The sequence below is a fragment of the Dactylosporangium sp. NPDC051485 genome, assembly GCF_040682015.1.
Classification (GTDB): domain Bacteria; phylum Actinomycetota; class Actinomycetes; order Mycobacteriales; family Micromonosporaceae; genus Dactylosporangium.
The window spans coordinates 99,697-126,155 of sequence record NZ_JBFAZW010000003.1 but is presented as its reverse complement, the minus strand read 5'-3'; the positions used below and the strand labels follow the sequence as shown (position 1 = coordinate 126,155).

Genomic DNA, 26,459 nt, shown 5'->3' with positions numbered 1-26,459 from the left:
GGGTCCTCACTTCGATGCGGTAACTGGTCTGTCCAGGCGACCAGATTGGGGTTCCATGATCGGGCTGTCAAGACTCGCTTACCGTCCTGGCGGTCTTCGTTACCCACCCGTGATGCAGGTCATAGGGGTCGTCGCATCGCGCGCGCCGTGACGCAGGCAGATCGGCGTCCGCGGACGCCGGGAAGTCTCGAGCCGGTGGGCTGAGGAGTTGGTCGATCGCCTCGCCCGCGCGGTGCCGGGAGACCCTCGTGCGGCAACCGCGCCCGCGTCGCCCGCCACTACCAGCGCCACCGCAGCGACTGAGCCCGTGGACATGCCGTCCGGCCGCCGGGCGAACGACCGCCGGGGGCACCGCGCCGTGCGCTGACCGACTGCCGGCGCGACGCATCGGCATCGCGACGCGCGACGTCGCCGCATCTGGCGCAGTCGAACGACTCAAGCCACGACGGCCCTTGCCCGCTCTACTGGAGCGATGGAACTGGAGTTGCAGGACCGGGTTGCCGTGGTCACGGGGGCGAGCCGAGGCATCGGGCTGGCAGTCGCCCGGACACTGTTGCGCGCCGGCGCGCGCGTGTACGCGGGAGCCCGCCGCGGCGTGCCCGAACTCGCCGCGGACGGCCTGACCATGGTGCAGGTCGATCTCGCCCGCCCGGAGGGCCCGGCGGAGCTGATCGCCGCCGCCGGCAACCGCATTGACGTGCTGGTCAACAACGTCGGCGCCGCACGGGCCCGTACCGACGGGTTTCTGTCGGTGACCGACGACGACTGGCTGGAGACGCTGAACCTCAACCTCCTCACCGCGGTCCGCACCACCCGGGCCGCTCTGCCCGCGATGCTGGCCGCCGGTCGAGGATCGATCGTCAACGTGTGCTCGGTCAACGCGGCGCTCCCCGACCCGGCGGTCATCGACTACAGCGCCGCCAAGGCCGCTCTGGCCAGCTTCTCCAAGGCACTGTCCAAAGAGGTCGGTGGACGCGGGATTCGCGTGAACACGGTGAGTCCCGGACCGGTGGCAACCGCTCTGTGGCTGGGCGAGGGCGGGGTGGCGCAGACCGTCGCCGGCGCGACCGGGACCGACCCCGCCGCGGTGGCGCAGAAGGCGGCACACGAGATGATCACGGGGCGATTCAGCCGGCCGGACGAGGTGGCCGAGCTGGTCCTGCTGCTCGCGAGCGATCGCAGCACCAACGTGACCGGCAGTGATTTCCGCATCGACGGCGGCCTCGTCCCCGTTTGGTGAGCGTGACCGGCCGCGGGTGGACCGGTTTCCGCGGAACCGGTCCACCCGTAACCCTGGCCTCGGTCAATACAGGTGCGGGCCGAACGGCCCCGATGTCTGGTCGCCCGCGACAGCCGCCGCGTCGAGCTCACGCCGCAGCTCGCTCGTGCGTACGAGACTCCCGCCGGGAGTCAACGCATCGACCAGATGTGGCAGTAACGCCGAGAGCTGCCAGGTGACATCCACCGCGCTGCTCTGCGCGTACCGGGCCAGGTCGTCGATGACCTCGTCACCGAACGCGGCGCGCACCTGGTCGACGGTGATCGGACTGTTCTCGACGCTGTCGGACAACCAGCTACGACGCTGGCCGGCATCGCTGGCCTCCAGCAGGCGCGACAACATCGCCCGCAGCCGGGCAGGACCGGGTTCGCCGCCGAAGGACGCATGTCCGGTGTGCGCCAACCCGAAGACGACGACCCGGACCTCCGGGTCCACCAACAGCCAACTGAGCTTGTTGATATCCGCCATGTTCCGCCTCCACTTCCATCGCCGAGAATGCTAGGAGCGCTACCCATGCACCGTCTTGCGTCATGCGACTGACAGACGTACGGCGCAGCCGGAGCCGGAGCCCGCAGCAACCGGCGCGCTCGCCGACGCCGCCGACCTCCTCGCCGGCCGCGCCGGTACGACGATTACGCTTGCGCCGTGACGACCGGGAGGCCGGCCCGCGCACAGCTGGCGCCGACGACCTCATCGACGTCTCCACCCAGGGCTTCAGCGTGGTGGTCACCGGGTGGCCGCGTGGGCCGTGGTGACCGGCATCGCCGAGCTGTCGATGGCGCTCCATACGGGGGCCGCTGATGCCTCCTCGAAGCCGAGACCGCCTCTGGCACCGATGAAGGGTTGTGCGTCGTGACGGATCAGGCGAACTCGGCCACCGAGGCGGTGACGGCAACGCGACCCGGGCCGTCCGGGGCCGCCGCCGCGGATCGCGCCGCGCCCGCAGGGGCCGACTTTCTCCCGGTACACCAGGCGGCGGCCCTGGCCGCCGGGGAGGTGCTCGCCGCGCTCGGCAGCAGCGAGGCCGGGCTGCCCGAGGCGGAGGCGACCGCGCGCCGGGAACGCCTGGGCGGTAACGCGGTGCACACCAACCGGATATCGGCACTCGCCGTGCTGGTCCGGCAGCTGCGCTCGGCGCTGCTCGGCCTGCTCGTGGCGGCGGCGCTGGTCTCGTTCTTCGTCGGCGAGCGCACCGACGCGGCGGTCATCGGCGTGATCGTCGCCGTCAGCGTCGGCTTCGGGTTCGTCAACGAGTACCGCGCCGAACGGGCCGGTGCCGCACTGCACGACCGGATCCGGCACACCGCGGTGGTGACCCGGGCCGGCGTCGCGCGGCCGACCGACGTCGTGGACCTGGTCTCCGGCGACATCGTCCGGCTGGAACTGGGCATGGTGGTGCCCGCCGACATCCGGCTGCTGGCCGCGCAGGGACTGGAGTGCGACGAGTCGGTGCTGACCGGCGAGTCGGCGGCGGTGGCCAAGACGACCGAGCCCGTGGATCCCGGCGTACCGCTGGCGGAGCTGTCCTGCAGCGCGCTGATGGGCACGGTCGTGCGGGCGGGGGAGGGCGTCGGCGTGGTGGTCGCCACCGGTACCCGCACCGCATTCGGCGGCATCGCCACCGGACTCGCGCAGCGCCAGCCGGAGACCGAGTTCCAGGTGGGGCTGCGCCGCTTCTCCATGCTGCTGGCCCGGGTCGCCGGCGTGCTCACCACCATCATCCTGATCATCAACCTCCTGCTGCACCGGCCGCTGCTGGACGCCGTCCTGTTCAGCCTCGCCATCGCCGTGGGCATCACCCCGCAACTGCTGCCCGCCGTGGTCACGACCAGCCTCGCTGTCGGCAGCCGCGCGCTGGCCCGCCGCCGAGTGCTGGTGAAGCGGCTGGTGTGCGTGGAAGACATCGGCAACGTCCAGGTGCTCTTCACCGACAAGACCGGAACGCTGACTGACGGCCGGATCAGCCTGCGCGCCTGCCTCGGCGCCGACGGGCAGCCCGACGACACCCCACTGCTGCTCGGCCTGCTGGCCAACGAGGCCGTGGTCCACGACGGCGCGCCGGTCGGCGGCAATCCACTGGATGTGGCGTTGTGGCAGGCTCCAGCGGCCGGTGCGCAACCGGTCGGCCAATACCGCCGCGTCGCGGTGCTGCCCTTCGACCACGAGCGCCGCCGGGTCAGCGTGCTCGTCGACGGGCCCGACGGGCGGTTGCTCGTCGCCAAGGGCGCACCCGAACAGCTGCTGGACCTCTGCAACGGCACCACTCCCGAACTGGCCGCGGCGCTCGATCGTGAACTGGCCGCCGGCGGCCGGGTCATCGCCGTAGCCAGCCGGCCGGCCGAAGACCTCGCGACCCTGACCGCGGCGGACGAGCGGGACCTCACCCTGGCCGGGATCCTGGTCTTCCTCGACGCCCCGAAACCCGAGGTACACCAGGCCCTGCAACGGCTGGCCGATCTCGGCATCACCGTCAAGGTCATCACCGGCGACCACCCGACCGTCGCCCAGCGCATCAGTCGTGACCTCGGGCTGGGCGACGCGGCCGCGTTGACCGGCACCGACCTCGCCGCGCTCGACGACGACGCACTGCGCGCGGCGCTGCCCGGCACCACGGTCTTCGCCCGGGTCAGCCCGCAGGACAAGGCCCGCATCGTCCGGGTCGCGCGGCAAGCCGGTGCCGACGTCGCGTTCCTCGGCGACGGCGTCAACGACGCCCTGGCGCTGCACGCCGCCGACGTCGGCATCTCCGTCGACTCGGCCACGGACGTCGCCAAGGACGCCGCCGACGTCCTGCTGCTGGACAAGGACCTCAACGTGCTGGCCGACGGCGTCGTCGAGGGCCGGCGCATCTTCGCCAACACCATCAAGTACGTCCTGATGGCCACGTCCAGCAACTTCGGCAACATGTTCTCCGCCGCCGGCGCCTCCGCGTTCCTGGCCTTCCTGCCGATGCTGCCCTCGCAGCTGCTGCTCAACAACCTGGTCTACGACCTGACCCAGATAGCCATCCCCAGTGACCGCGTCGACAGGGACCAGCTCGCCCGCCCCGCGCACTGGGACCTGCACCAGATCCGCAGGTTCATGCTCACCTTCGGGCCGCTGTCCTCGCTGTTCGACTTCCTCACCTTCGCGATCCTGCTGCAGGTGCTGCACGCCGGGCCGGCCGAGTTCCGCTCCGGCTGGTTCGTCGAGTCGCTGGCCACCCAGATCCTCGTGGTGTTCGTCATCCGTACCAACAGCAGCCCGTTCTGGCGCAGCCGCCCGAGCCGGGTGCTGCTCGCCGCGGCCGCGGGCGGAGTCGCCCTGGCCTGCGCGCTGCCCTACCTGCCAGTGGCCGGCGCGCTCGGGTTCACCGCGCTGCCCCCGGCATACCTGCTCGTCGTCGCCGCGCTCGTCGTCGGCTATTTGGCCCTGGTCGAGGTGGCCAAACGAACCCTGCTGAGCACACCCGACCTCACGCACGCGGTACCGGTCCGGGCCGGTACCGCCCGGCACCGGGTACGGCGTCGGGCCGCCCGCTTCACGCAGTTCCGAGGACGCTGATTGCGGTGGCGAGCTCGGCGCCGGCAACCTGCCCGCCGCGGCGCGCCTCCTCGGCCAGCGCGCTGAGCACGCCGCCCGTTACCCCGTTCGCTGGGCGATGAGGACGCACGCGTCGTCGGCGGCCGTGCGGTAGTCGAGCCGGTTGACGATCTCGTCGCCGGCCGAGAGCGATGCCTGGATCCGGCTGGCGAGCTGGCGGATGCCTTCGTCGATCGAGCCGCGACCGACCATGCCGTCGGTGTACCCGATGATCCGCTCCCCGTGGCGCAGCCGAATGCTGTCGTGCTCGAAGGCGGCGTCCTCGGCCATGCCGAGCAGCGGCCCGTCCGGGTTCGGCAGCACGAGCACCCGCGTGCCGGTGGCGAGCAGCAAGGGGAGATGTCCGGCGCGCGCCCAGCGCAGTTCACCGGTGGCCGGACGGTACCGGGCGACCACCGCGCTCGCGGTCAGGTCGGTACCTTGGCCGCACAGCAGGGTGTTGAGCCGGCTGAGCACGACTCCGGGCGGGACGTCTTCGGCGACGTAGGCGGCGGTGGCGAAGCGCATCGTCATCATGGTGGCGGCCGCGGTCAGGCCGTGACCGACGACGTCGCCGACGACCAGCACGACGTCCCCGCAGGGCAGCACCGCGGTGAGGTACCAGTCCCCGCCGATGCGCGCGCCAGGATCGATGCTTTGGCACCGAGCCGTGATGCGCAACCCGCCCACCTCGCAGCCATTCGTGCCAGCCGGTTGGATCAGGTGCTGCAAGTCGTGCGTGAGCGCCCGTTGCTGGGCCAGTGCCTGCCGGTGCCACGCCGGTCGTGACCGACGCCGATCGACCGTGGCGGCCGCGACGGTGCGTACGGCGAGCCGGGGTAGGGCGCTGCGGCGTTCCAGGTGTCGGTGCGGAGATGACATGCTCAGTCCTTACGGCGGATTCGCTGACTGCTCGACGAACCTACGTCCGAGGCGCACGCCGTGCCTTGAGTCGCTCGACTGCCCGTCAGCCGTCACGACGGCTTGGTCGTGGTGCGCATCGCCCCGGACGCCGTGACGGCCACCGGCCGGCGTCGCCGGTTCAGTCGCCCGACTCAAGCGCCGGCCCGCCCGCCGGGCGCATCATCGGCCCTGCACATCCGACGCTTCTCGACGAGGCTGCCGCCGTGACCGACTCAAGCGCGCCGGGTCAATCGGAAGGCCGACTCACGAACACGTGTTCTCTACCACAGCCCCTCATGATCGGTGGTGGATAGTGTCCGTAGCCGTGGTAGAGAACTCCGTACGTCAGACCACGTCGCCTGGCACCGGGCTGCTCGGCCGGGAGGTCGAGTTGGCGCGGCTTCGCGCCCTGTTCGCGGGTGCGGCCGCTGACGAGCCGACCGGGGCCGCGGTGATCCTGTCGGGCGATCCCGGCATCGGCAAGTCGGCGCTGCTGGAAGCGGCCCGTGAGCTGGGCCAGGCGGCCGGCTTCCGGGCGCTGGCCACGGTCGGCGTCGAGGCCGAGGCGCAACTGCCCTACTCCGGCCTGCACCAGTTGCTGCGGCCGCTGATGACCTACGCCGATCGCCTGCCGCAGCGGCAGGTCGAGGCGCTGCGCACCGGCTTCGGCATCGAAGGCGACGCCAGCCCTGAGCCGTTCCTGGTCTCCCTGGCCGCGCTCAACCTGATCGTCGAGGCAGCGGTGGACCGGCCGGTCGCCATCCTCGCCGACGACGTGCAGTGGCTGGACCCGCAGACCCACGACGCGCTGGCGTTCCTTGCCCGCCGGATGGCCATGGACCCGGTCGTCATCGTCGGCACGGTCCGCGCCGGGTATCCGGGACCCCTGGTCGCCGCCGGTCTGCAGGAGATCGAGGTCGGGCGCCTCGCCGACCAGGCCGCCGAGATACTGCTCACCGTGCAGGACGCCACGATGAACGACCGGCGCCGGCAGCGCATTCTGCGGGAGGCGGACGGCAACCCGCTCGCGCTGATCGAGCTGCCCAAAGCCTGGCGTGACGCGTCCGAATCGGATGACCTGCCGAGGGACCTGCTGCCGGTCACCTCCCGGCTGGAACGCTCCTTTGCCGGTCGGATGACCGCGCTGCCGCCGGACGCCCGCGACGCGCTGCTGATCGCCGCCGTCGACGACGGCGACGAACTGCCCGAGATCCTGGCCGCGGCCGGCGTGCTGAGCGAGCATCCGGTGACGGTGGAGGTGTTGGACCCGGCCGTGCGGGCCGGGCTGCTACGCCTGGAACAGGCCCGGGTCCGGTTCCGTCACCCGCTGGTCCGCTCCGCCGTCCTGCAGGCCGAGGCCGCGCACCGCCGGCTGGCCGCCAACGCCGCCCTCGCCGAGGTGCTCATCGGCGAGCCGTACCGGCGCGCCTGGTACCGCGCCGAGTCGACCACCGGACTGGACGACGCGGTCGCCGACGACCTGGAGACCAGCGCGACCTTCTTCGTCTCCCGTGGCGCGGTGACCACCGCGATCCGCTGCCTCGAACGCGCCGCCCAGTTGACCACCGACCCCGGCCGGCGCGGCCACCGGCTGCTGCTGGCCGCCGAGCACGCGTTCGGGCTCGGCCACGCCGACCTGGTCAACCGCCTGCTCCACGCCGCCTCGGCCTACCCGCTGTCCACACTGGACAACGCCCGCATCCAGTGGCTGAGCGAGATCTTCTCCGACGGGGTCCCGGGCGACGCCGGCCGGGTCATCGAGCTGTGCCGCATCGCCGACGACGCGGTCCGCGCCGACGACCAGGACCTGGCGCTCAACCTGTTACTGGGGGCGGCGCTGCGCTGCTGGTGGGCCGACACCGGACCGCAGGCCCGCGCCGCCGTGGCGGGGGCGGCCCGCCGGCTGCCCGGCATGCGCGGCGACGCCCGCTACGTTGCCATCCTGGCGGTGTCCGAGCCGATCCTGGAAGCCGCGGCCGCCCAGGAGATCCTCACCGCCATCGCCATCGAGGAGGTGGCCGACCCCGACGCGCTGCGGCTGTACGGCATGGCGGCCCACGCGATCGGCAACTCCGCCCTCGCCAACGACTTCCTCGACCGCGCCGAGGCCAAGCTACGCAACCAGGGCCGCCTCGGACTGCTCACCCACGTGCTCGTGATGCAGGTGGGCATCCGGCTCACCCTCGGCGCCTGGCCCCGGGCCTTCGCCGCCGCCGAGGAGGGCCGCCGCCTGGGCCGGGACACCGGCCAGACCATCTGGGACAACCTCGTCGGCGAGTCCCGCTCCGCCGCACTGCGTGGCGAGCTGGAAGAGGCGCTGCGGATGGCCGCGATCGCCGAACACGACGCGGGCGGCAGGCAGCTCAACGACCTGCTCTGCTGTGTCCAGCTCACCCGCGGGTACGCGTGGGTGGCGGCGCGCCGCTACGAGGAGGCGTACCGCGAACTGCGCCGGCTGTTCGACCCGAGCGATCCGGCCTACCACCCGCGGGAAAGCTACCCCGGCCTGATGTTCTTCGTGGACGCCGCGGTACACACCGACCGGCGCGACGAGGCCCGTGCCGTGCTGGCCACCTTCGAGGAGCTGGCCCGCATCACGCCCGTGCCGGACCTGCGGCTCAACCTGCGCTATGCCCGCGCCGTGCTCGCCGATGACGCCGACGCCGAACCCCTGTACCAGGCGGCGCTGGCCGAGAGCCTTACCCGCTGGCCCTGGTTCCGCGCCCGCTACGAACTGGCCTACGGCACCTGGCTGCGCCGCCAGCGCCGCATCACCGACTCCCGCATTCACCTGCGCGCCGCCCTGGTCAGCCTCGAACTCATCGGCGCGCAAAGCTGGGCCGAACAGGCCCGCGCCGAGCTGCGCGCCGCCGGCGAACGGATGGCGCAGGCCGCCACCAACGCCCACGACCTCCTGTCCCCGCAAGAGTTGCAGATCGCACGGCTGGCCGCGCAGGGCCTGTCCAACCGGGAAATCGGCGAGCAGCTCTATCTGTCCCCCCGCACCGTAGGATCCCACTTGTACCGAATCTTCCCCAAACTCAACATCACCTCCCGCGCCCAGCTCGCCACCCGCCTGGACCTGTCATGACCACGCCGTCCGCTGTGGATCTTCTTGGCCGCAAGCAGGAGCTGGCGCGGCTGGCCGAAGTGGTCGACGCCGCGGCGCACCGCTCCACGAGCCTGCTGCTCCTCGGCGGGCCCGGCATCGGCAAATCCAGTCTCCTGCGGGCCACCGTGCGCCTCGGCCAGGACGCCGGCCACCGGGTACTCGGCATCACCGGCGTGGAGGCCGAAGCCGAGCTGCCCTTCGCCGGGCTGCATCAACTGCTGCGACCCATCCAGCGGTCCATGCCACAGCTGCCGCCGGTGCAACGGGACGCGCTGCGCGCCGCCTTCGGTACCGCCGACGGACCGGCCCCCGAACCGTTCCTCATCGCCCTGGCCGCGTTCAACTTGCTGACGACCGTGGCCATCGAGAAGCCGATCGTGATCGTGCTCGACGACGCTCACTGGCTCGACGACCCGACCCACGACGCGCTCGCGTTCGTGGCGCGACGCCTGGGCGAGCAGCGGATCGCGTTCATCGCCGCGGCGCGCGACGGATACCCCGGGCCGCTGATGGACGCCGGCCTGCCCACGCTCACCGTGACCGGCCTCGCCGATGAGCCGGCCGCGCGGCTGCTGGACGCGCACGCCAGCGACCTGGACCCTGCCGTCCGTGCGGAGATCCTGGAGCAGTCGCTGGGCAACCCGCTCGCCCTCGTCGAGCTGCCCGCCGCCTGGCAGGCACGCAGCGGCACCACCCTGGAGCTGCCGCTGACCGCCCGGCTGGAACGCGCGTTCGCCGGCCGCGTCGCGCTGCTGCGCCCGCCGGCCCGCGACCTGTTGCTGGTGATGTCTGTGGCACATCGTGGCGACACCGCCGAACTGCTCGCCGCCACCGCTCGACTGACCGGCGCACCGATCGGCGACGACGTGCTCCAGGAGGCGATCGCGGCCCGGTTGGTCGACACCGACCCGCCTGCCGAGGGCCGCATCCGCTTGCACCACCCGTTGGTTCGCTCCGGCGTCACGCAGGCCGAAAGCCTGACCCGCCGGCAGGCCGCGCACGCCAGCCTGGCCGCCGTACTCCACAACGACCCGTACCGGCGTGCCTGGCACCGCGCGATGTCCATCGTCGGCCCCGACGACGAGGTGGCCGACGAACTCGCCGCCAACGTCGAGGTCTCGCTGGCGCGCGGCGCAGCCGGCCGCGCCGTGGCCGAACTGGAACGGGCCGCCCAGCTGACCACCGATCCGGCCCGGCGCAGTCACCGGCTCCTGCTCGCCGCGCAGCACGCGTTCGCCCTGGGCCAGGCCGAGACCGTCTCGCGGCTGGTCGACGAGGCGACCCGCAACCACCTGGACGAGCTGGGCTGGGCCCGGGTGGAATGGCTGCGCGAGATCTTCCACGACGGCACACCCGGGGACCCCGTTCGGGTTCAGGAACTGTGCCTGGTCGCCCACAAAGCGCACGCCGCCGGCGACCTCGACCTCGCCCTGAACCTTTTGCTGGGCGCCGGACTGCGCTGCTGGTGGGCGGACACCGGATCCGCGGCGCGAGCCCACTGCGCCACCGCGATCAGGCAGCTGCCCGACGCTGTCCACGACCCGCGGTGGGTCGCCGCGCTGGCCTGCGCCGAACCGGTGCTCGAAGCGGTTACCGTCACGCAGCTGCTCAGCGAGCCCCGGTGGGCGGACGAGACCGACGGTGACCGGCTGCGGCTGCTCGGCATCGCCGCGCACGCCATCGGCGACACCGAACGCGCCGCCGACCTCCTGGACCGGGCCCAGACGACCCTGCGCGACACCGGTCAACTCGGGCTGCTGCTGCACGTACAGGGCATCTACAACCACATATTGGTCGAACTGGGCCAGTTCGCGAAGGCCAGCGTCGTGGTGGCCGAGGCCGCCCGGCTCGCGGAACAGACCCGCCAGCCGGTGTGGACCGCCGGTGCCCTGTCCACGGGTGGCCGTCTGATCGCCTTCCAAGGCGACCCGGAGCGCGCCATGCAGATGGCCGAGCAGGCGACGAGGCTCGCCGGCCGGCTCAACGACCAACTCTGCGCGGCCGTCCTCGCCTCCGGTGCGGCCCACCTGGCCGCCGGACGGTACCAGGAGGGCTTCGACACCCACGCCCGCATCTTCGACCCCAACGACCCCGCCTACCACTGGCGGGAGCCCTTCGCGGGAGTCGGGACGATGGCCGAGTCCGCGGTCGGCGCCGGCCGGATCACCGAGGCCCGACGCATCCTCGCCGAGCTGGAGCAGACCGCCCGCATCACACCGGCGCCGCTCCTGCACACCCATCTCGGGTACGCGCGCGCGGTACTCGCCGAGGACGCCGACGCCGAACCGCTCTACCGGACCGCCCTGGCCATGAACCTCACCCGCTGGCCGTTCGTCCGCGCCCGGCTGCAACTGGCCTACGGGGAATGGCTGCTACGTCACGACCGCCCCGACGAGGCCCGCGACGAGCTGCGCTCATCCGCCGGCACGCTGCACGACATCGGCGCCGAACCCTGGGCACGACGTGCGAGCGAGGCACTCGACGCGACGGCCTGACCTCGGGACGACGCCCCGGGCGCGCAACAGCGAATCGGCCGCCTCGGTGCAGAGGCGGCCGATCTCGATTCGCGAAGGCCCGCGGTGACGAAGGGCCCGGGGTGCCCGGATACCGCGTCTCAGCCGGTCGGCCGCGGCCGGTCCGACCCGGGCCGCACCATCAGGACGGTCTTGCCCGGCTTGCGCGGCTGTGTTCCGCTGGCATACGCGGCCCGGCCGTCGGCGAGCGGGAAGGTGGCGCTGACGACCGAGCGCAGCCGGCCGGCGTCGACCAGTGCGGCCAGCCGTTGCAACTGCGTACGGTCGGGCTGCACGACGAAGAACATCGCGTGCACCCGGTGCGCGGCGGCAAGGTCATGATCGGGCGGGGCACCGAGCGTCACCAGCCTGCCGCCGGGCCGCAGCACCGGGTAGGAGCGCGCCAGCGTGGCACCGCCGACGGCGTCCAGCACCACGTCCACCCCGGCCAGTACATGATCGAAGTCTTCCCGGGTGACGTCGATGAACCGGTCGGCGCCCAGCGCCCGCACGGTCTCCGCGTGGTCGGGAAGATCGGTGGCCACGACCGTGGCCCCGAGGTCGGCGGCGATCTGGGTGGCGTAGACACCGACCCCGCCCGCGCCGCCGTGGATGAGGACCGTCTCCCCGGCGGCGAGCCCGGCGTGGTCGACCAGCGCCTGCCAGGCGGTGAGCGCGGACAGCGGCAGGGCGGCGGACTCGGCGTGCGACAACGTCCCGGGTTTGGCGGTCAGAGCCTGCGACGGTACCGCGACGAATTCGGCGGCGGCGCCGTCCCGGTCGAAGTCGATCAGGCCGTAGACCTCGTCGCCGGAGTCCAGCCCGGTGACCCCGGCTCCCGTTGCGACGACCGTGCCGGACACCTCGTGGGACGGGATGACCGGGGTGCGGTCACGGCCGTCGCGGGTGGTCCACGACAGGTCCCAGCCCAGTTCGGCGAAGGTGATCGCGGCGGCGTGCACCGCGACGAGTACCTCACCCTCACCCGGGCGTGGCCGGGGTGCGGTCTCGTAGACGAGCCTGTCGGGACCGCCCCGGGTGTGCGCCCGCAGCGCCATCATGGTGTCCATGAACGAACCATTCCTTTCCTGATGGTGTGACGATCGGCCGGCGCGACGCCGGCCGATCGACCAATGTGGTGTGTCACAACCCCTGCTTCTCGAGCCAGTCGAGGCAGGACTCGGCGATGTCGCGCCAGCCGCTGTCGATGGTCAGCGAGTGGCCGCGGTCCGGGAACTCGATGAGGTCGGTGACAGCGTCGGAGTTGCGGTACTGCCCGAGGGTCGCCTTGGTGATGGCCTCCGGCACCGTGTGGTCCCGGCCGCCCATGGCGAGCAGCAGCGGGCCGCGCTCGGCGTTGTCGGTGTCCACCTTGGCCGGCGAGTGCGGCGAGAAGTTCGCCACGGCCGCCTCGAACAGCGGCCGCCCGGGGGCCGGGATGGTCCACCGCTGGTACAGCTCGTCGGACTCCTCGGCGCTGACGGCGTTGCCGAAGCTGTACCGGAACTGGTCCGCGGTCAGGGACACGGCGTGGTGGATGTTGGCCGGATTCTTGAACACCGGGAGGGTGGCGCGCAGCGACGACAGCGGCAGGGGCAGGACGCCCTTGATCTGGGCGGCGTCGATGGCGATGGCCGCGGCCCCGTGGTTCTGGCCGAGCAGCTTCTCCGCGATCATGCCGCCGAAGGAGTGGCCGATCAGGATCGGGGGCTGCGCGAGTTCGCCGATGATGCCGGCGTAGTGGTCGGTGACCTCGTTGATGCCGCGGTTGGCGATGGCGTCCGGATTGGCGCGGGACAGTTCCACGGTGGCCGCGTCACCGGGCCAGCCGGGCGCCACGGGGGCGTAGCCGGCGTCGCGGAACAGGTCGAGCCACGGCCCCCAGGAGGAGGCGTGCAGCCACAAGCCGTGGATGAAGACGACCGGGATGGGTGACTGGGGCATGAGGGAAACCTCGTCTCTCGAGCGACGGTGGGTTGTTCCGTGATGGTGGCTTCGCCACCGGGGGCTGGGCTTGCGTCGGTCGACTGAGGCAGTGTCTGCAGTCGGCACCGTCAGGCGATGTGCGTGGCCGCGTCGAGAATGATCTGGACCACGGCGTCGGGGTGGGACACCATCACCGCGTGCGAGGAGTGAACGGTCCGGATCCGGGCGTGCGCCCGCTCGGCCATCATCCGCTGACCGGCAGGGTTGATGGCGTGGTCGTCCAGCGTGATCAGGTCCCAGCTCGGCAGCGTGCGCCAGGCGGGCGCACCGGACGGCTCGGTGAACGCGGTCAGCGACAGCGGCCGCTGGGTCACCGCCATCAGGTCGGCGGTTGCGGCGGGAATGTCGCCGGCGAACACCGACCGGAAGTCCTCCGGCTTGATCGTGATGTCCAGGTCGGCGCCGCCTGACGCGGCCGGGTTGGGCACCTGACGCGTCGAGGTCGTGCCGGGGCCGAGCTGCGACGGGTACGTTGCCGGATCGGGCACCGTGGCGATGCTCTCGCCTTGGTCGGGCACGAACGCGCCGACGTAGACCAGGGCCCGTACGTTCGGCAGGCCACGCGCGGCGTTGGTGATGACGGCGCCGCCGTAGGAGTGCCCGACCAGCACGATCGGGCCGCTGATCGACTGCAGCAACGCCCGGACGTAGTCCGAGTCGCTGCTCAACCCCCGCAGCGGGTTCGGCGCGGCAACCACCGGGTAGCCGAGGCGCCGCAGCGCCTTGACCTCCGCATTCCAGCCGCTGGAGTCGGCGAACGCGCCATGCACCAGCACGATGGTCGGCCTGGTCCAGGCGGGGCTCCCACCGGTCGAGGCGGTGGCGGCGTTGATCCCGAAGATGACGATGGTCGCCACGGTCACGACGGCGGTCATCGTCACGGCCAGGCGGTGCCAGCGCGCAGGCGGACGTCGGTGTGCGGGCATCGGTGTTTCCTTTCCACGGTGGACGAGATGACACCGACCATCGTCGTGCCGATGCGGCGGCGGGTCTTGCGTCAGTCGACGGTGCACACCACCGACAGTCGACTGTCCCGGCGGCCCGGGGGAGGGCCGGCCGGCTACGCCGCCGGCCGGGTCCCGCCGTCGAAAATTCGGAGGTTTGGACCCGCGCCGAGTGGACAGGAGCGGGGCACCCGACCGGGTGGGGCCACGAATGTGCGTGGACATAACGCCGGCACCGGGCCACGTTCGCATCGAAAGGATGCCCACCGCGTATGTCGACTCGGCACTCCACCTCGAAGTCGCGCCGGGGGTCGGCGGCGCTGTCCATGGTCCTGCTCGCGCTCAGCGTTGTGCTGGTCGTGGCGATGACCCGGTACCTCGGCCACACCGGCCACCAGAGCCCGGCAGCACCGCCGCGCGCCACGCTGAGTGCGCTGCCGCAGAACGTCAAGCCGCCATTCGATCCGGGTGCCGGGGCGCCGCTGCCGCAGCACCGGGTGGTGGCGTACTACGCGGTGCCGGACGCCGCCGCCACCGGGCCCGCCTACCAGCTCAGCGACGCGATGCTGGCCCGGCTGCGGTCCCAGGCCGATCAGTACCAGGCCCTCGACCCGGCCCACCCCGTGGTCGCCGGGATCGACCTCGTGGTCAGCGTGCCCGACCGGGACCCCGGCCCGGCCGGCACCTACAGCCACCGGGTCGACCGCGCCACCGTCGACCGCTACGTCGAGTTCTGCCGGGCCAACGGGCTCGTGCTGTTCCTCGACCTGAACTTCGGCTGGTCGGACCCGCTCACCGAGCTCAACGCCTTCCGTGACTACCTCAGGCTGCCGTTCGTGCACGTCGCCGTCGATCCCGAGTGGATGTTCCCCCGGCACAATGGTGTCCCGGGCACGAACCTGTCGAACGTGCGGGCCGCCGACCTGAACCCGCTGATCCAGGCGGTCGCCGCGATGCCGCAGGAGTTCCAGGTGCCGCGCAAGATGTTCATCATCCACCAGTACCGGGCCGACGGCGACGGCCTGTCCAACCCGTTTGATCCCGGCGCGGCGCTCATCGCCGACAAGCGGAACCTGGTCGACGACGACCGGGTCGACGTCGTCGTCCACGTCGACTCCGTCGGTGGCTGGGCCGGGGACATCCAGGTGAAGACCCAGCAGTACAACGACTGGGTCGCGCAGGGCATGCAGCAGTACCACAACTTCCGGTACGGCGGATTCAAGATCTTCTACCAGCTGGAGTCCAAGAACCGGCTCATGACCCCGCAGGAGGTCATGGCGCTGCAGCCCCCGCCGATGGTGATCACCTACGGCAACTGAACGCGGCGGGCCGGCGACCACCGCAGCCCGCTATGCGGGAGCGCAGGAGGCGGGGGCAGTTGGGATGGTGGCCTTCAGCAGGGTGCCGCCGTCGGCGGGGCTGGCGACGGTGAGGTGTCCGCCGAGTGCCTCGACGCGGTCCTTGAGCCCGGTGAGGCCGGTTCCGCGGTGCTGGTCGGCGCCGCCGATGCCGTCGTCGTGGATCGACAGGTGCAGGACGTCGTTGCGGAGCGTCGCCTGCACGTGCACGACGGTGGCGTGGGCGTGTTTGGCCGCGTTGGTCAGCGCTTCGGACACGACGTAGTACGCGGCCGTCTCGACCACCGGGGGCATGCGCTGGCTGGTCTGGACGTCGAGGTCGACCGGTACCAGCGATCTGCGGGCGAGTGCTCTGAGCGCGATCGGCAGACCGCCCGAAGCCAGCAACGTCGGGTGGATGCCTCGGGAGATCTCGCGCAGGTTGGCCATGGCACTGTTCAGGCCGGACAGGGCGCGTGACAGTTCCGCCCTGGCCTGCTTCAGTTCCGGCGGCAGGGTGGCCTGGGCGGTACCGAGCTGCATCGCCACGGCGAGGAACTGCTGCATTGCGCCGTCGTGCAGGTCGCGCTCGATGCGCTGGCGGGCCTGGTCCGCGGCGGCCACGAGCCGGGTCCGGGACGCGCCGAGCTCAGCCTTGCTGTCGGCGTTGGCGATGGCGGTGGCGGCAAGGTCGGTGAAGTCCGCGACGCGTGCCTCGGTGCCGGCCGGCAGCGGCTCGTCCCGGGCCCACGCCACGCCCGCCACGCCCCACAGCCGTCCGTCGACCACGATCGGCACCCCGACCACGGAATTGATACCCATCTCACGGGCGACCGAGGCGATGTGGCCGGCCGCGCCCTCGAATTTGTCCACCCTGGCGGCGCGGCCGGTGTCGCGCACCTTGGCCAGCACGTTCTCGCCCTCGACCGGCCAGCGCACCTGCTGCGCGCTCTGGCCGGTGAGGCTGGTCGAGACGACGCTGGCCGTGCCGTCGGGTTCAAAGCGACACAGCCACGTGCTGTAGTCACCCAGCAGCGCGTGCAGCTCGGTGGTGATCGCGTCGAAGACGTCGGGCGGAGGACTGCCGTGCGCCACGAGCTTGGCCACTCGCCCCAGCGCGGCTTGTTCGGCGGCGAGCCGGCGCAGCTGCTCCCGGCTTGTTTCCAGCGAGTCCAGCACTGCCGCACGTTCCCAGCCGGCGTGCAGCAGCGATGCCAATGACGGCACGACGGACTCCCGTAGCCGCTGCATCGTCCGCTTGGGCGTTGCGACGGGCACCACCAGGGTCCCGAGCTGCGCAGCGCCGGAGTACAGCGGAAGCGCCGCGTGCCGGTCATCGCTGGGGACGGCCGCGAGGTGGATCTCGGCGTCCGGCAGTTGGAGGGATCGCGCGATGCACTGTGCGACCGCGGGCAGCACCCCGGGGAGGTCGTCGGCGTGCAGCAGCAGCCGGGCCAGGTCGGCGGTGAGATCAGATTCCTCGGCCTGGGCGGCGCGCAGCCGGGACAGGTCCGCCACCGCGCTCGTGGGCACCGCGACAATGAGCAGGACCGACAACTCGACGAGCTGCCGTATGTCCGACACGGCGAGCCTCTCGACGGGCTGGACGTGGAAGAAGCCGAACGCCACCGTGCTCGCGAGCGCGGTGACCAGTCCGAGCCACATGCCCCACACCATCGAGGCCACCAGCACCCCGACGATGTAGATCACGCCCGGAGAGACCGGTGCCATGCCCTGCCGGAGCGGATAGACCAGCAGGGTCTCGACCACGATCAGCAAGGCGACGACCGCGATCCCCACAGCGCGGGGCGGAGGTGTCGGTCGCACCAGCCGCGACAGCGAACCGACATGCACTGACACCAGTCTAGTCCGCCTGCGGCGCATCGCATGCTTGCAGCCGTGCACCGCTGACGAACGCGACGTACGAGACGCCGACCCGGCTGTACATCGTGCGGCCACGGTGCAGGACGTCAGGTGTGGCCGAGCGGGGTGGCCAAGATGTGTGCGTGCCGTGCGCAGGGCAAGGACGGCAACATGCGACTGTCCCTGGTGCTGTTGGCGCGGCGGTCACGGCCGGGACGGGACCGGGATCAGCGACCACCGAACGGCGCCGGAGGTGTCGGTCCAGGTGTGCTCTGGCCGACTGCCGGCGTCGCGCGCGCCGGCCCGCACCGCGTCGGCCGGACCGAAGGCGGACTGGAGCAGGTAGCGCACTCGGTGGCGGCGTGGGTCGGCGAGGGACGCCGCGAAGTCGCGATCGGGCGTGATGATGAACTGTCTCGGCTTCCCGCTGGCGAGGATGATGGCGAACGCGTAGGCGGAGTCGGCGATGACGGCTCCGTCCGGCAGCGCCATGCCGTCGATGTCGCGGGCGATCTGTTGGTCCAGTCCGGTCCGCTGTGCCGCGCCGGTGACGCCGGCGCGGGTGAACCAGTCCGATTCCTCGCGGGCAAGGACGGGCGAGCGCAGGGTGACCACGGTGGTGGGGACCGCGAGCGCGGCCGCGAGAACGGCCACGGCGACCGTCGACAGGCGCCGGACACGGGCCGAGCGCCACGAGCGTCCGCGGGTGGCAGGCGCGCCCGGAGGTGCGGCCAGCAGCGCGCCGGCGAGCAGTGCCGCAAGCGGCACCACCGTGATCTGGAACCGCAGCCAGCCGAATGAGCCGCCGGCCAGGAACGCGAGCTCGTCGAAGGCGAGCACGGCACCGAGGACCGTCAACGGCGCGATCATCCGGGGGTCGCGGCGGCGGACGGCCATCACCGCGGCCAGGATCAGCAGCAGCGGCACCAACGGTTGCAGTCCCAGAATCTGGTGCAGGGCGTACGCGGTCCTGGCGCCGAGCGTCACCCCGGTGACCGACTCGATGCCCTGCGCGTTGGAAGCGACCTGGGCGGAGTTGCCGTACTCCGACGAGAACGTCGCGAACCACTGCCCGACGATGATCTTACTGGCCAGCGCCCACCCGGCAACGGCCAGGAAGACCGGCAGGCCGACGATGACCGCATCCGTCTGTGCGGTTGCGTACCGCCACCTGGCCCTGCCGCGGCCGCGCCACCAGGTCACCGCGGCGACGACCGCCGGCACCGCCACGCCCGGCGCGAGCGCCTCGTAGCGGGCTCCGTAGGCCAGGCTCAGGCTGAGGCCGAGCGCGACAAGGGACTCCGGGCGCTGGCCGGTCAGCCAGATGAGCAGGCCGCGCACCGACAGGACCAGGAAGAACATGAAGCATGCCTCGCTGGTGCCGTTGCCGCCGTAGATGATCATCATCGGGTGCAGCGCGAGCAGGACGGTCAGCGCCGTGCGGGGCACCGCGGACACGCCCATGCGGCGGAAGATGTCGTTGCCGACCGCGACCGTGCCCGCCATGAACAGCGCCGAGGTGAGCCCGGCGGCCAGCCCGTCGCGGGTCAGTGCCGGTATCAGGGCCTTCAGCGGCAGCAGCGGAAGCATGACCAGCGACGGCAGCGGGTTCCATACGAAACCGACCGCGGCCAGGTGCGGGTCCCGGCTGAACAGGACGTAGTAGGCGTTGGCGACCCGGCTGACCGCGTCGACATGGATCAGGTGGTTGCGCCAGAACCACCCGGCGGCGCCGAGGTAACACAGCAGGACCACCGCGAAGACGACTCGACCCTCGGTCATGCGGGCCCTTCGATGCCGCCGCAACCCCTCGAGCGGGACGGACAGGTCGGCGGTGGTGCGGAGGTCAGTCGACATGCGCCGTGCTCAGCGAGTTGTGCACCCGGGGCAGGTGCAGTCCGTGCGTGGTCTTCTCCCAGTACGACGGGTTGAAGATCAGCTGCAGTGCGGCCTTGGCCCCGGCGATGCTCATCATCACCCAGTACAGCGGCGAGAGCAGTGCGGTTGCGAGGAGGTCGGGCCGCTCGATCTGGCGGACCGTGAGCACGTTGAGGTAGATCACGGTGGCGTTGCCGAAGACCAGGCAGACCAGGCCGACGTAGTAGAAGGGGGCGATGAACAACGCTTCGATGACCGGCGGGGTGGCCAGGAACCACAGCACCGTCATGGCCCAGAAGACCGCGTTCAGCAGCGCGGTGATCGGGGTGCCGCCGACGAAGAGGTTGAGACACAACAGCCCCCGCCAGTTCAGCTGACGAGCCGTTGCCCACGGCGAGCGGGAATGCACGAGCCAGGTCTGCAGATATCCCTTGTACCACCGGCTGCGTTGCTTGATCCAGTTGATGAAGTCGGAGTTGGCCTCCTCGAGCGTCACCGAGTCGAGCACGCCGACCCGGCCGCCGAGACGGGCCAGGCGGATGCCGAGGTCGGCGTCCTCGGTCACGTTGAAGGGATCCCACGCGCCAAGGCTGCGCAGCGTCCGCATCCGGAAGTGGTTGCTGGTGCCGCCGAGCGGGATCGGCATGCCGAGCGCGACGAGCCCGGGCAGCAGCGAGCGGAACCAGGTGGCGTAGTCGAGGGTGAACCACCGCGTGATGCGGTTCTGGTCGCTGTTGAAGTAGCCCAACTCGGCCTGCAGGCATACGTAGGCGGGGTCGAGCCGGCTGAACGCGACGGCGGCGCGCCGTAACTGCAGCGGCTCCGGCCTGTCCTCCGCGTCGTAGATGGTGACCAGTTCGCCTCGTGCGGACTGCAGGCCGTAGTTGCACGCCTTCGGCTTGGTCCGCGGGTGCGCGACGGGCACGGCCACGATCTCCACGTGGGGGCTGGGCAGCACCGCCAGGGCGGCCGCGATGGTCTCGTGGTCATCGGCTTCGAGCAGCAGCTTCACGTCCAGCTTCTGCACGGGGTACTCCAGCGCGGCGATGTGGTCCATGAGCGGCCCGATCACCTGCGGTTCGCGGTACGCCGGCACCAGAACCGTGTAGACCGGCAGCTCGTGGTCGGGGACGGCCCGGGCGTCCTCGTCGCTCACGCGAGTCCGGTGCTCATCGCGACTGGCGGCCCAGACCAGCGCGATGCGAAAGATGATGGCCCCGGCGTACAACACCGTGATGGCGGCGATCAGGACTCGCAGGGTACCGATCGTCCACCACACGAGCGGCGGTACCAGCAGCAGGGCGCTGCCGAGGAGAGCCGCTCGCTGCAGCCGCGTGAGGACGACGTGCGCGGAATAGTCTGGCCATCGGGTGCGCAGCCCATTGATGCTCTTCGCCAGGTCGCTGTCGAGGTGGTGGTCCAGGTGGGCGGATGGTTTCTTGATCAAGTTCATTCCTGGCGTTTCGGACGGCCGGGGGACGTTGTTGATGCAGCGGGTGGAACGTCAGTGGCTGGAGATGAAGCTGCCGATCGCGCTCGATGACCAGGCCACCGGTAGCGCGGGCCCGCCGAGGGCGGCGGCCATCACGACCAACGCCAGCGCGGCGCGGCGCCCGCGAGGCACGTAGCGGCGTTCGGTGGGTGGCGGCGGGGCGACCGCCCGCGACCAGCGCCAAACGAAGATCGCAATGGTGACCGCCAGCACGACATCGAGCACGCCCGGGACGACGGCCACCCGGAACGCGCCGGGGCCGAGCAGCCGCCCCGCCAGCAACGTGCCCGCGAGGCCGAGCACCGCCACGGCGGTCACCACACCCGATGCGACCAGCACCCGGGCCAGCAGGCGACGCGTCGCGCCGAAGCAGCAGAGCCCGGCAAGCGCCAGGCACAGCACTGCGCCCGGCAAGGCGGTCGCCGGGACGGCCGACTCGGGCAGGACGAGCGTCTGCCCGGCGTGCCGGACGAACAGCGACGTCGCGTCGAGCCGGCCGGCGAACGGTGCGCTGATCAGTGCCGCGCCGCCGCGTATGAGCCGGTCGCCGGCGTGTTGCACGGCCGGCATCGGCACGTCGAGCGCCACCAGGGGAAGCACCAGTGCCCAGCGCAGCCGGGCCGCGGCCCGCGTGCCCAGCAGCAGCACGGTCGCGCCGGCGAGATACGCCGCCGTCGCCAGCAGCGCGAACGCCGACGAGGACGCGTCATCTGGCGCGATCACGGTCAGGACCGCGGCCATCATGAGCAGAAACGTCGCCAGCAGGCCGTCCACCTGACGATCGTGTACGTCCAGTTCCGCGTCGGGCGCCTTCAGCCGGCCCACGAGCAGCGCCGCGGCCACAGCCAGCGGAATCACCAGCGGCACATCCGGTTCTCTGCTCCACAGGCCGTTCCAGAACATGGGGGTCACCGCCGGAAACGCGGCCACGGTCAGCACGCAGGCGAGCGCGAAGCGGATCCGGACCGACCGGCGGCCGTCGATGACCATCCGGCGGACGGCGGAGGCTCCCGCCGCGGATCCCGCCGCCCGCGCCGGGCGCAACCGTGGGCGGAGCAACATCTGCGAGCGCAGCCGCGCGAGGTGGTAGCCGAAGCGGAGCCCCTCGCGCAGGGATGCCTTGCTCGCTCCCGCGTGCCGTGCCTGGAACGTGTACGGGACCTCCACGACCCGATCGATGCGGCCGCGGACGAGGATCTCGAGCAGGATCTTGTATCCGTTGGGGCGAAGATCGGACGGTTCGACCGCCTCGCGCCGTACCGCGAAGAAGCCGCTCATCGGGTCCGTGACCGGCCGCAGCCGCAGCGGGAAGGCCAGCCTGGCCAGGGTTCCCGACGCCCGCGATACCAGGCGGCGCAACAGCCCGCCGAGGCCGTCACTGCGGCCCGGCCCGCGGTAGCGGCTGGCAACCACGACATCCGCCCCGGCCTCGGTCGCGGCCTCGATGAGCGCCGGCACGGTCTCGGGTGGATGCTGCAGGTCACCGTCCATGACGACCACCCAAGGGGTCCGGGCGGCGGCGATTCCGGCTACGACCGCCCCGCCCAGGCCGCCGGGGCGTTGTCCCGGCAGGCGATGCAGGAGGCGGATGCGGTCCGGTGCGCTCGCGCCGGCCGCACGGATCGTCTCCGGTGTGTCGTCGTCGCTGTCGTCGACGAACATGACCTCGAACGGCATGCCGGCCAGCGCGGCATCGAGGCGGCGCAACATGGGGGCCACGTTGTCGGCCTCATTGCGCGTCGGAATGACGACGCAGACCTGGGGCTCCGGCTCCATCACCCCTAACGACGCGGCTGGACCCGGACTCTCGGCAGTGGGCTCGATCAATGATGGTCCTCTCGCCTTGCTCGTTGGCGGTTCGGCGTCCGCAGACCCGCTCGCGAGCGCGGCCTCCGATCGCCCGGTCCTCGCGGATGCCGGCCGGCGCACGCGGTCATAGCTTCGCCGGGGCGTCGGTCTGCCGGTAGCTGAGCCGCGCGACGGCGTCGACGAACGCCTCGTAGTACTCCAGGACGATCACGTGGGTGCCCTGGCCGAGGGTGCGGCTGACCACGTGCGGGGCCGCCCCTTGATCCACCCAGCTGTCCAGCACCAGTTTGCCGTCGACGTACAGCCGCACGCCGTCGTCGCCGATCACGGTGAACTCGTAGGTGCCGGCGGCGAGCTGCGTGGTCTTGGTCCAGCGGGCCGAGAACTGGTCGGCCGGGATCGCCGGATCGGGTGAGCCTTCGCCCCAGTCGAAGTCGACGGCGTCGTCGAGACGGGTCACGGCAGGCACGCCGCTGAGGGTCTTGTTCGCGAAGTACTCGGCGTGCCATGGATCGTCCGGCGTGACCGCCCCGATCCGGGTGTAGCCGAAGGACAGCCGGGCGCCGACCATGTCCTCGTAGTACTCGACGCGAATCGTGTGTGTCCCGGCGAGCAGCACCTTGTCGACCGAGTACGGCGCGTTCTGGTCCTGCCAGCGGTCCAGGATCAACGTGTTGTCGACGTACACCCGGACCCCGTCGTCGCTGGCGCCGCTGAACCGGTAGGTGCCGGCGGCCAGCGTGTCGGTCTTGGCCCACCGGCCGACGAAGTGGTCGGCATTGATCGGCGCGCCGGGCGAGCCGTCGCCCCAGTCGAACGCGATCGTCTGGTCGGTGCGGGTCAGGTCGGGCGCGCGGTCCGGGATCGCCGACGTGGGGCTGTTCCAGAACTCGGCGGTGTAGGACGTTGGTGCCGGCAGGTCGCCAGTCTTCGTGTACACCAGCCGGATCTGCGCGCCACCCGCGTTTTCGTAGTATTCCAGCACGATGTTGTGCGGCCCGCCGTCGAGTGACACCTGCGCCGAGAAGGCGGTCGGCGAGTGGTCGGTCCACTGGTCGATCACCCGTGTGCCGTCGACGGCGAGCCGGACCCCGTCGTCGGCGGTCGCGGTGAACGTGTATACGCCGGGCGCCACGCTGATCTGCCGCGTCCAGCGAGCCGCGAAGTGGTCAGCGTTGATGCCCGGCCCCGGCGAGCCGTCGCCCCAGTCGTGGCTGATGTCGTCCTCGGCCCGGCTCAGCGTGGCCGGGGCGCTGGGAATGGTCGGTGCACTGCCGGTGCCGGGAGTGTTCCAGTACTGCGCGGCCCACGCCTGGTTCGGCTGATCCGTGGTGCTGTCCCAGGACAGTTTCGCGACCGCCGCGACCGCGTCGTCGTAGAACTCCATCTTGATGGCGTGGTTGCCGGCCGTCAGGTCCGTGGTGTACTCGTGCGCGACGCCGGACTGGTCGTGCCACTCGTCGATGACCAGCTTGTCGTCGATGAACAGCCGGACGCCGTCGTCGGTGACGGTGGTGAACTTGTACCGGGCGGCCGCAAAGTACTGCGACTTGGTCCAGCGGGCCGAGAACTGGTCGGCGGAGACTCCCGGGCCGGGCTCATCCGGCCAGACGAAGTCGATGAGCGGATCCTGCCTCGTGAGGGCGGGTGCCCCGGTCAAGGTGGGGTTCGAGAAATACTGGGCGCTGAAGGTGCCCGACGGTGCATAGGTGGCCGTGTACGTGGTGTCGGCCTCCGGCGTCGTGATCACGTGCCTGATGGCCTTGCCGTCGGACCAGCCGGTGAAGTGGTAGACCGTGCCATCGCTGGCTTGTGCCAGCGGCGGCGCGGCGAGTTCCCGTTGGAAGCCGCGCACCCCCTGCACCGTGTACGGCGTGGTGATCGGGATGCCGTCGAGGGTCAGCCCGAGGCCGGGCGGCGAGGACTGGAAGGTCAGCGTCGACTTGAGCGGGTTGATCCGTATCGACTTCGAGTCGGACAGCCCGTTGGTGTCGGTGGCCGTCACGAGAATCTCGTACCAGGTGTCCGCGGACGGCTCACCGGTCTGCGGGATGGTGAACGAGCCGACCCGGCCGGTCAGCGGCCCGACGAACGGATGGAAGTGGGTGCCGTGGTGCAGCCGGACCTCGGTCTTGATGTTGGCGTCGTTGAGGTCGAAGCCGGCGGCGTCGCTGGCGAAGGCGTTGTAGGTGATGGTGTCGCCGGCGCGGTACGTCGAACCGTCCGCCGGCGCGGCGACGCGCAGGGTCGGCGGCACACCGACCTGCACCACGAGCGGAATCGCCGGCGATTCGTGTCCCTGGCCGTCGGAGACGGTGAGGTTGACCTGGTACACGCCGACGGCGTTGTAGACCTTCGTCGGGTTGGCGTCGGTGCTGGTGCTGCCGTCGCCGAACGACCACTGGTACGTCAGCGGGTCGCCGTCCGGGTCGCTGCTGCCCGCGCTGGAGAAGTGCACGGTCAGCGGGGTGTTGCCCTTCACCACGTCGGCGGTGGCGTTGGCGGTCGGCTGATGGTTGCCGGCGTCGTAGCTCACGCGGTACAGCCGGCCCGGGAAATAGGTCAGGTAGTACAGCGAGCCGTCGGGTGCCTCCTTGAGATCGACAACCGGGCCGGCGGCCGTGTCGAAGTCGTGCACAGCGGTGACGTGGCCGGTGCTGTCGAGGTCGGCCCGCTTGATGAGACCGATGGCGTAGTCGCCGAAGAAGAGGCTCCCGCGGTACTCGGGCGGAAACATCGTGCCGCGGTACACCGGGCCGCTGGTGACGGCGGCGCTTTGCCCGTTGTGCGGGTATGCGTAGATCGGGTCGAGGTAACCGGCGCAGTTGCTGGTGCAGGCGCCTTCCTTGGCCGGCCAGCCGTAGTTGCCACCCTTGACGATGTGGTTGAGCTCTTCCCACGAGTAGTCGCCGACGTCGCCGCCGTACAGCTCGCCGGTGGCTTTGTCGAACTGGAACCGCCAAGGATTGCGGAATCCGTAGGCCCAGATCGCGCCGAGCTTGTCGGGTTGGCCGTAGAACGGGTTGTCCGCCGGAATGGACCCGTCCTTGTTGATGCGCAGGATCTTGCCGTGCGGGTTGCTGAGGTCCTGCGCATTCGGCGGATACCCGTTGTCGCCCACGGCGAAGTACAACTTGCCGTCGGGCCCGAATCGGATGCTGCCGCCGACGTGCAATTCCTGTGACGGCGACTGGGTCTGGAAGATCAGAAATGGTCCCTGCGTGCCCACGTCGGTGGAAGCGTCGAACCGGACAAGGCGATTGAGCAGGTCAAGACCGGTGTAGTAGAAGTAGACATAGAAGTTGTCGACGCCGAAGGCGGGATCGAAGGCGATGCCGATCAGGCCTCGGTCACCCGAGGCGACGGAGGGCAGCTCCGCGAACGGCTGGGCCAGCAACTGACCGTTCTTGAAGATCTTGATCTTGCCGGTGCGCTCCAGGATGAAGATGCGCCCGTCGGGCGCGATCTCGAAGCCGGAGGGCCCGTCGAGCCCGGCACCGACCACCGGCGAGGTTTGGAAACCGGGCGGCGGTGCGGCATGCGACGGGGTGGCCGGCCCGGTCACGGCGACGGCGGTGGCGGCGACCAGGACCAGCACGGTGAAGAGCGCGGCGCGGACGACCGGACGGCGGCGCCGGGGCGGCCGGACCCCTGGAATTGATTCGCCGAAGCCCCGCACCGCGCACTCCTCTCGAATGGATCTCTCGTGATAGCCGGAACCCGGCAAGCGCATGCGGAAACGGCACAGCGCGCAATTCCGCCGAGCGGTCAGGGTGTGACAA

At 71.1% G+C, this 26,459-nt stretch carries 15 protein-coding genes; 5 read left to right on the top strand and 10 right to left on the bottom strand.

The features are described 5' to 3' along the window. The first annotated feature begins 472 nt into the window (after positions 1 to 472). Entirely contained in the window at positions 473 to 1,240 is a 768-nt protein-coding gene (locus tag AB0M46_RS02505) for an oxidoreductase (RefSeq protein WP_363332451.1), read from the top strand. Between the two features lie 63 nt (positions 1,241 to 1,303). On the opposite strand, the gene AB0M46_RS02500 is transcribed toward AB0M46_RS02505, so the two are convergent. Further along, positions 1,304 to 1,747: a YidB family protein gene (locus tag AB0M46_RS02500; RefSeq protein WP_363332450.1), complete on the bottom strand. Its 444-nt coding sequence runs from the start codon at positions 1,745 to 1,747 to the stop codon at positions 1,304 to 1,306. Positions 1,748 to 2,131: 384 nt separating this feature from the next. Between AB0M46_RS02500 and mgtA the strand changes: the two genes are divergently transcribed. Beyond that, positions 2,132 to 4,822, top strand: coding sequence for a magnesium-translocating P-type ATPase (gene mgtA / locus AB0M46_RS02495; RefSeq protein ID WP_363332449.1), 2,691 nt, complete (start codon positions 2,132 to 2,134; stop codon positions 4,820 to 4,822). 78 nt (positions 4,823 to 4,900) lie between these two features. Here mgtA and AB0M46_RS02490 read toward each other — a convergent pair whose 3' ends face one another. Next, a complete protein-coding gene (locus AB0M46_RS02490; RefSeq protein ID WP_363332448.1) occupies positions 4,901 to 5,521 on the bottom strand; it encodes a PP2C family protein-serine/threonine phosphatase in 621 nt (206 codons plus the stop codon). Between the two features lie 547 nt (positions 5,522 to 6,068). Between AB0M46_RS02490 and AB0M46_RS02485 the strand changes: the two genes are divergently transcribed. Both AB0M46_RS02485 and AB0M46_RS02480 read left to right on the top strand, forming a co-directional pair. Beyond that, positions 6,069 to 8,834 (top strand): AAA family ATPase, encoded by a 2,766-nt coding sequence (locus tag AB0M46_RS02485; protein WP_363332447.1) that lies wholly within the window; start codon positions 6,069 to 6,071, stop codon positions 8,832 to 8,834. After that, on the top strand, positions 8,831 to 11,350 hold the full coding sequence (locus AB0M46_RS02480) for an AAA family ATPase (RefSeq protein ID WP_363332446.1): 2,520 nt from the start codon (positions 8,831 to 8,833) through the stop codon (positions 11,348 to 11,350). Before AB0M46_RS02485 ends, AB0M46_RS02480 begins: the two co-directional genes overlap by 4 nt. Before the next feature lie 119 nt (positions 11,351 to 11,469). Here the strand turns inward: AB0M46_RS02480 and AB0M46_RS02475 are convergent, their stop codons facing one another. The 3 genes from AB0M46_RS02475 to AB0M46_RS02465 form a co-directional block, all read right to left on the bottom strand. Next, entirely contained in the window at positions 11,470 to 12,438 is a 969-nt protein-coding gene (locus tag AB0M46_RS02475) for an NADP-dependent oxidoreductase (RefSeq protein ID WP_363332445.1), read from the bottom strand. 73 nt (positions 12,439 to 12,511) lie between these two features. Next, on the bottom strand, positions 12,512 to 13,312 hold the full coding sequence (locus tag AB0M46_RS02470; protein WP_363332444.1) for an alpha/beta hydrolase: 801 nt from the start codon (positions 13,310 to 13,312) through the stop codon (positions 12,512 to 12,514). Between the two features lie 110 nt (positions 13,313 to 13,422). After that, the gene (locus tag AB0M46_RS02465) at positions 13,423 to 14,280 is read right to left on the bottom strand and encodes an alpha/beta hydrolase (RefSeq protein WP_363332443.1); all 858 of its coding nucleotides are present in this window, start codon (positions 14,278 to 14,280) and stop codon (positions 13,423 to 13,425) included. A 290-nt stretch (positions 14,281 to 14,570) separates the two neighbouring features. Here AB0M46_RS02465 and AB0M46_RS02460 point away from each other — a divergent pair, with 290 nt between their 5' ends. Then, positions 14,571 to 15,617 (top strand): hypothetical protein, encoded by a 1,047-nt coding sequence (locus AB0M46_RS02460; protein WP_363332442.1) that lies wholly within the window; start codon positions 14,571 to 14,573, stop codon positions 15,615 to 15,617. Between the two features lie 30 nt (positions 15,618 to 15,647). On the opposite strand, the gene AB0M46_RS02455 is transcribed toward AB0M46_RS02460, so the two are convergent. The 5 genes from AB0M46_RS02455 to AB0M46_RS02435 form a co-directional block, all read right to left on the bottom strand. After that, positions 15,648 to 17,519 carry a DUF4118 domain-containing protein gene (locus tag AB0M46_RS02455; RefSeq protein WP_363332441.1) on the bottom strand — a complete coding sequence of 624 codons (1,872 nt, stop codon included), beginning with the start codon at positions 17,517 to 17,519 and terminating at the stop codon, positions 15,648 to 15,650. A 183-nt stretch (positions 17,520 to 17,702) separates the two neighbouring features. After that, the gene (locus AB0M46_RS02450; RefSeq protein WP_363332439.1) at positions 17,703 to 19,355 is read right to left on the bottom strand and encodes a hypothetical protein; all 1,653 of its coding nucleotides are present in this window, start codon (positions 19,353 to 19,355) and stop codon (positions 17,703 to 17,705) included. Next, on the bottom strand, positions 19,345 to 20,823 hold the full coding sequence (locus AB0M46_RS02445; protein ID WP_363332438.1) for a glycosyltransferase: 1,479 nt from the start codon (positions 20,821 to 20,823) through the stop codon (positions 19,345 to 19,347). Before AB0M46_RS02445 ends, AB0M46_RS02450 begins: the two co-directional genes overlap by 11 nt. A 57-nt stretch (positions 20,824 to 20,880) precedes the next feature. Beyond that, positions 20,881 to 22,644, bottom strand: a complete 1,764-nt coding sequence (locus AB0M46_RS02440) for a polyprenol monophosphomannose synthase (RefSeq protein WP_363332437.1) — start codon at positions 22,642 to 22,644, stop codon at positions 20,881 to 20,883. 157 nt (positions 22,645 to 22,801) lie between these two features. Continuing rightward, complete coding sequence (locus AB0M46_RS02435; RefSeq protein ID WP_363332436.1) at positions 22,802 to 26,356, bottom strand: PA14 domain-containing protein; 3,555 nt, start codon at positions 26,354 to 26,356, stop codon at positions 22,802 to 22,804. Positions 26,357 to 26,459 lie beyond the last annotated feature (103 nt).

What these genes read in the sequence shown, in the direction of transcription:
- AB0M46_RS02505 (WP_363332451.1), top strand. Translation starts at nt 473, where the DNA reads ATGGAACTGGAGTTGCAGGACCGGGTTGCCGTGGTCACGGGGGCGAGC.
- AB0M46_RS02500 (WP_363332450.1), bottom strand. Translation starts at nt 1,747, where the DNA reads ATGGCGGATATCAACAAGCTCAGTTGGCTGTTGGTGGACCCGGAGGTC.
- AB0M46_RS02480 (WP_363332446.1), top strand. Translation starts at nt 8,831, where the DNA reads ATGACCACGCCGTCCGCTGTGGATCTTCTTGGCCGCAAGCAGGAGCTG.
- AB0M46_RS02475 (WP_363332445.1), bottom strand. Translation starts at nt 12,438, where the DNA reads ATGGACACCATGATGGCGCTGCGGGCGCACACCCGGGGCGGTCCCGAC.
- AB0M46_RS02470 (WP_363332444.1), bottom strand. Translation starts at nt 13,312, where the DNA reads ATGCCCCAGTCACCCATCCCGGTCGTCTTCATCCACGGCTTGTGGCTG.
- AB0M46_RS02465 (WP_363332443.1), bottom strand. Translation starts at nt 14,280, where the DNA reads ATGCCCGCACACCGACGTCCGCCTGCGCGCTGGCACCGCCTGGCCGTG.
- AB0M46_RS02460 (WP_363332442.1), top strand. Translation starts at nt 14,571, where the DNA reads ATGTCGACTCGGCACTCCACCTCGAAGTCGCGCCGGGGGTCGGCGGCG.
- AB0M46_RS02455 (WP_363332441.1), bottom strand. Translation starts at nt 17,519, where the DNA reads ATGCGCCGCAGGCGGACTAGACTGGTGTCAGTGCATGTCGGTTCGCTG.
- AB0M46_RS02450 (WP_363332439.1), bottom strand. Translation starts at nt 19,355, where the DNA reads ATGTCGACTGACCTCCGCACCACCGCCGACCTGTCCGTCCCGCTCGAG.
- AB0M46_RS02440 (WP_363332437.1), bottom strand. Translation starts at nt 22,644, where the DNA reads ATGGAGCCGGAGCCCCAGGTCTGCGTCGTCATTCCGACGCGCAATGAG.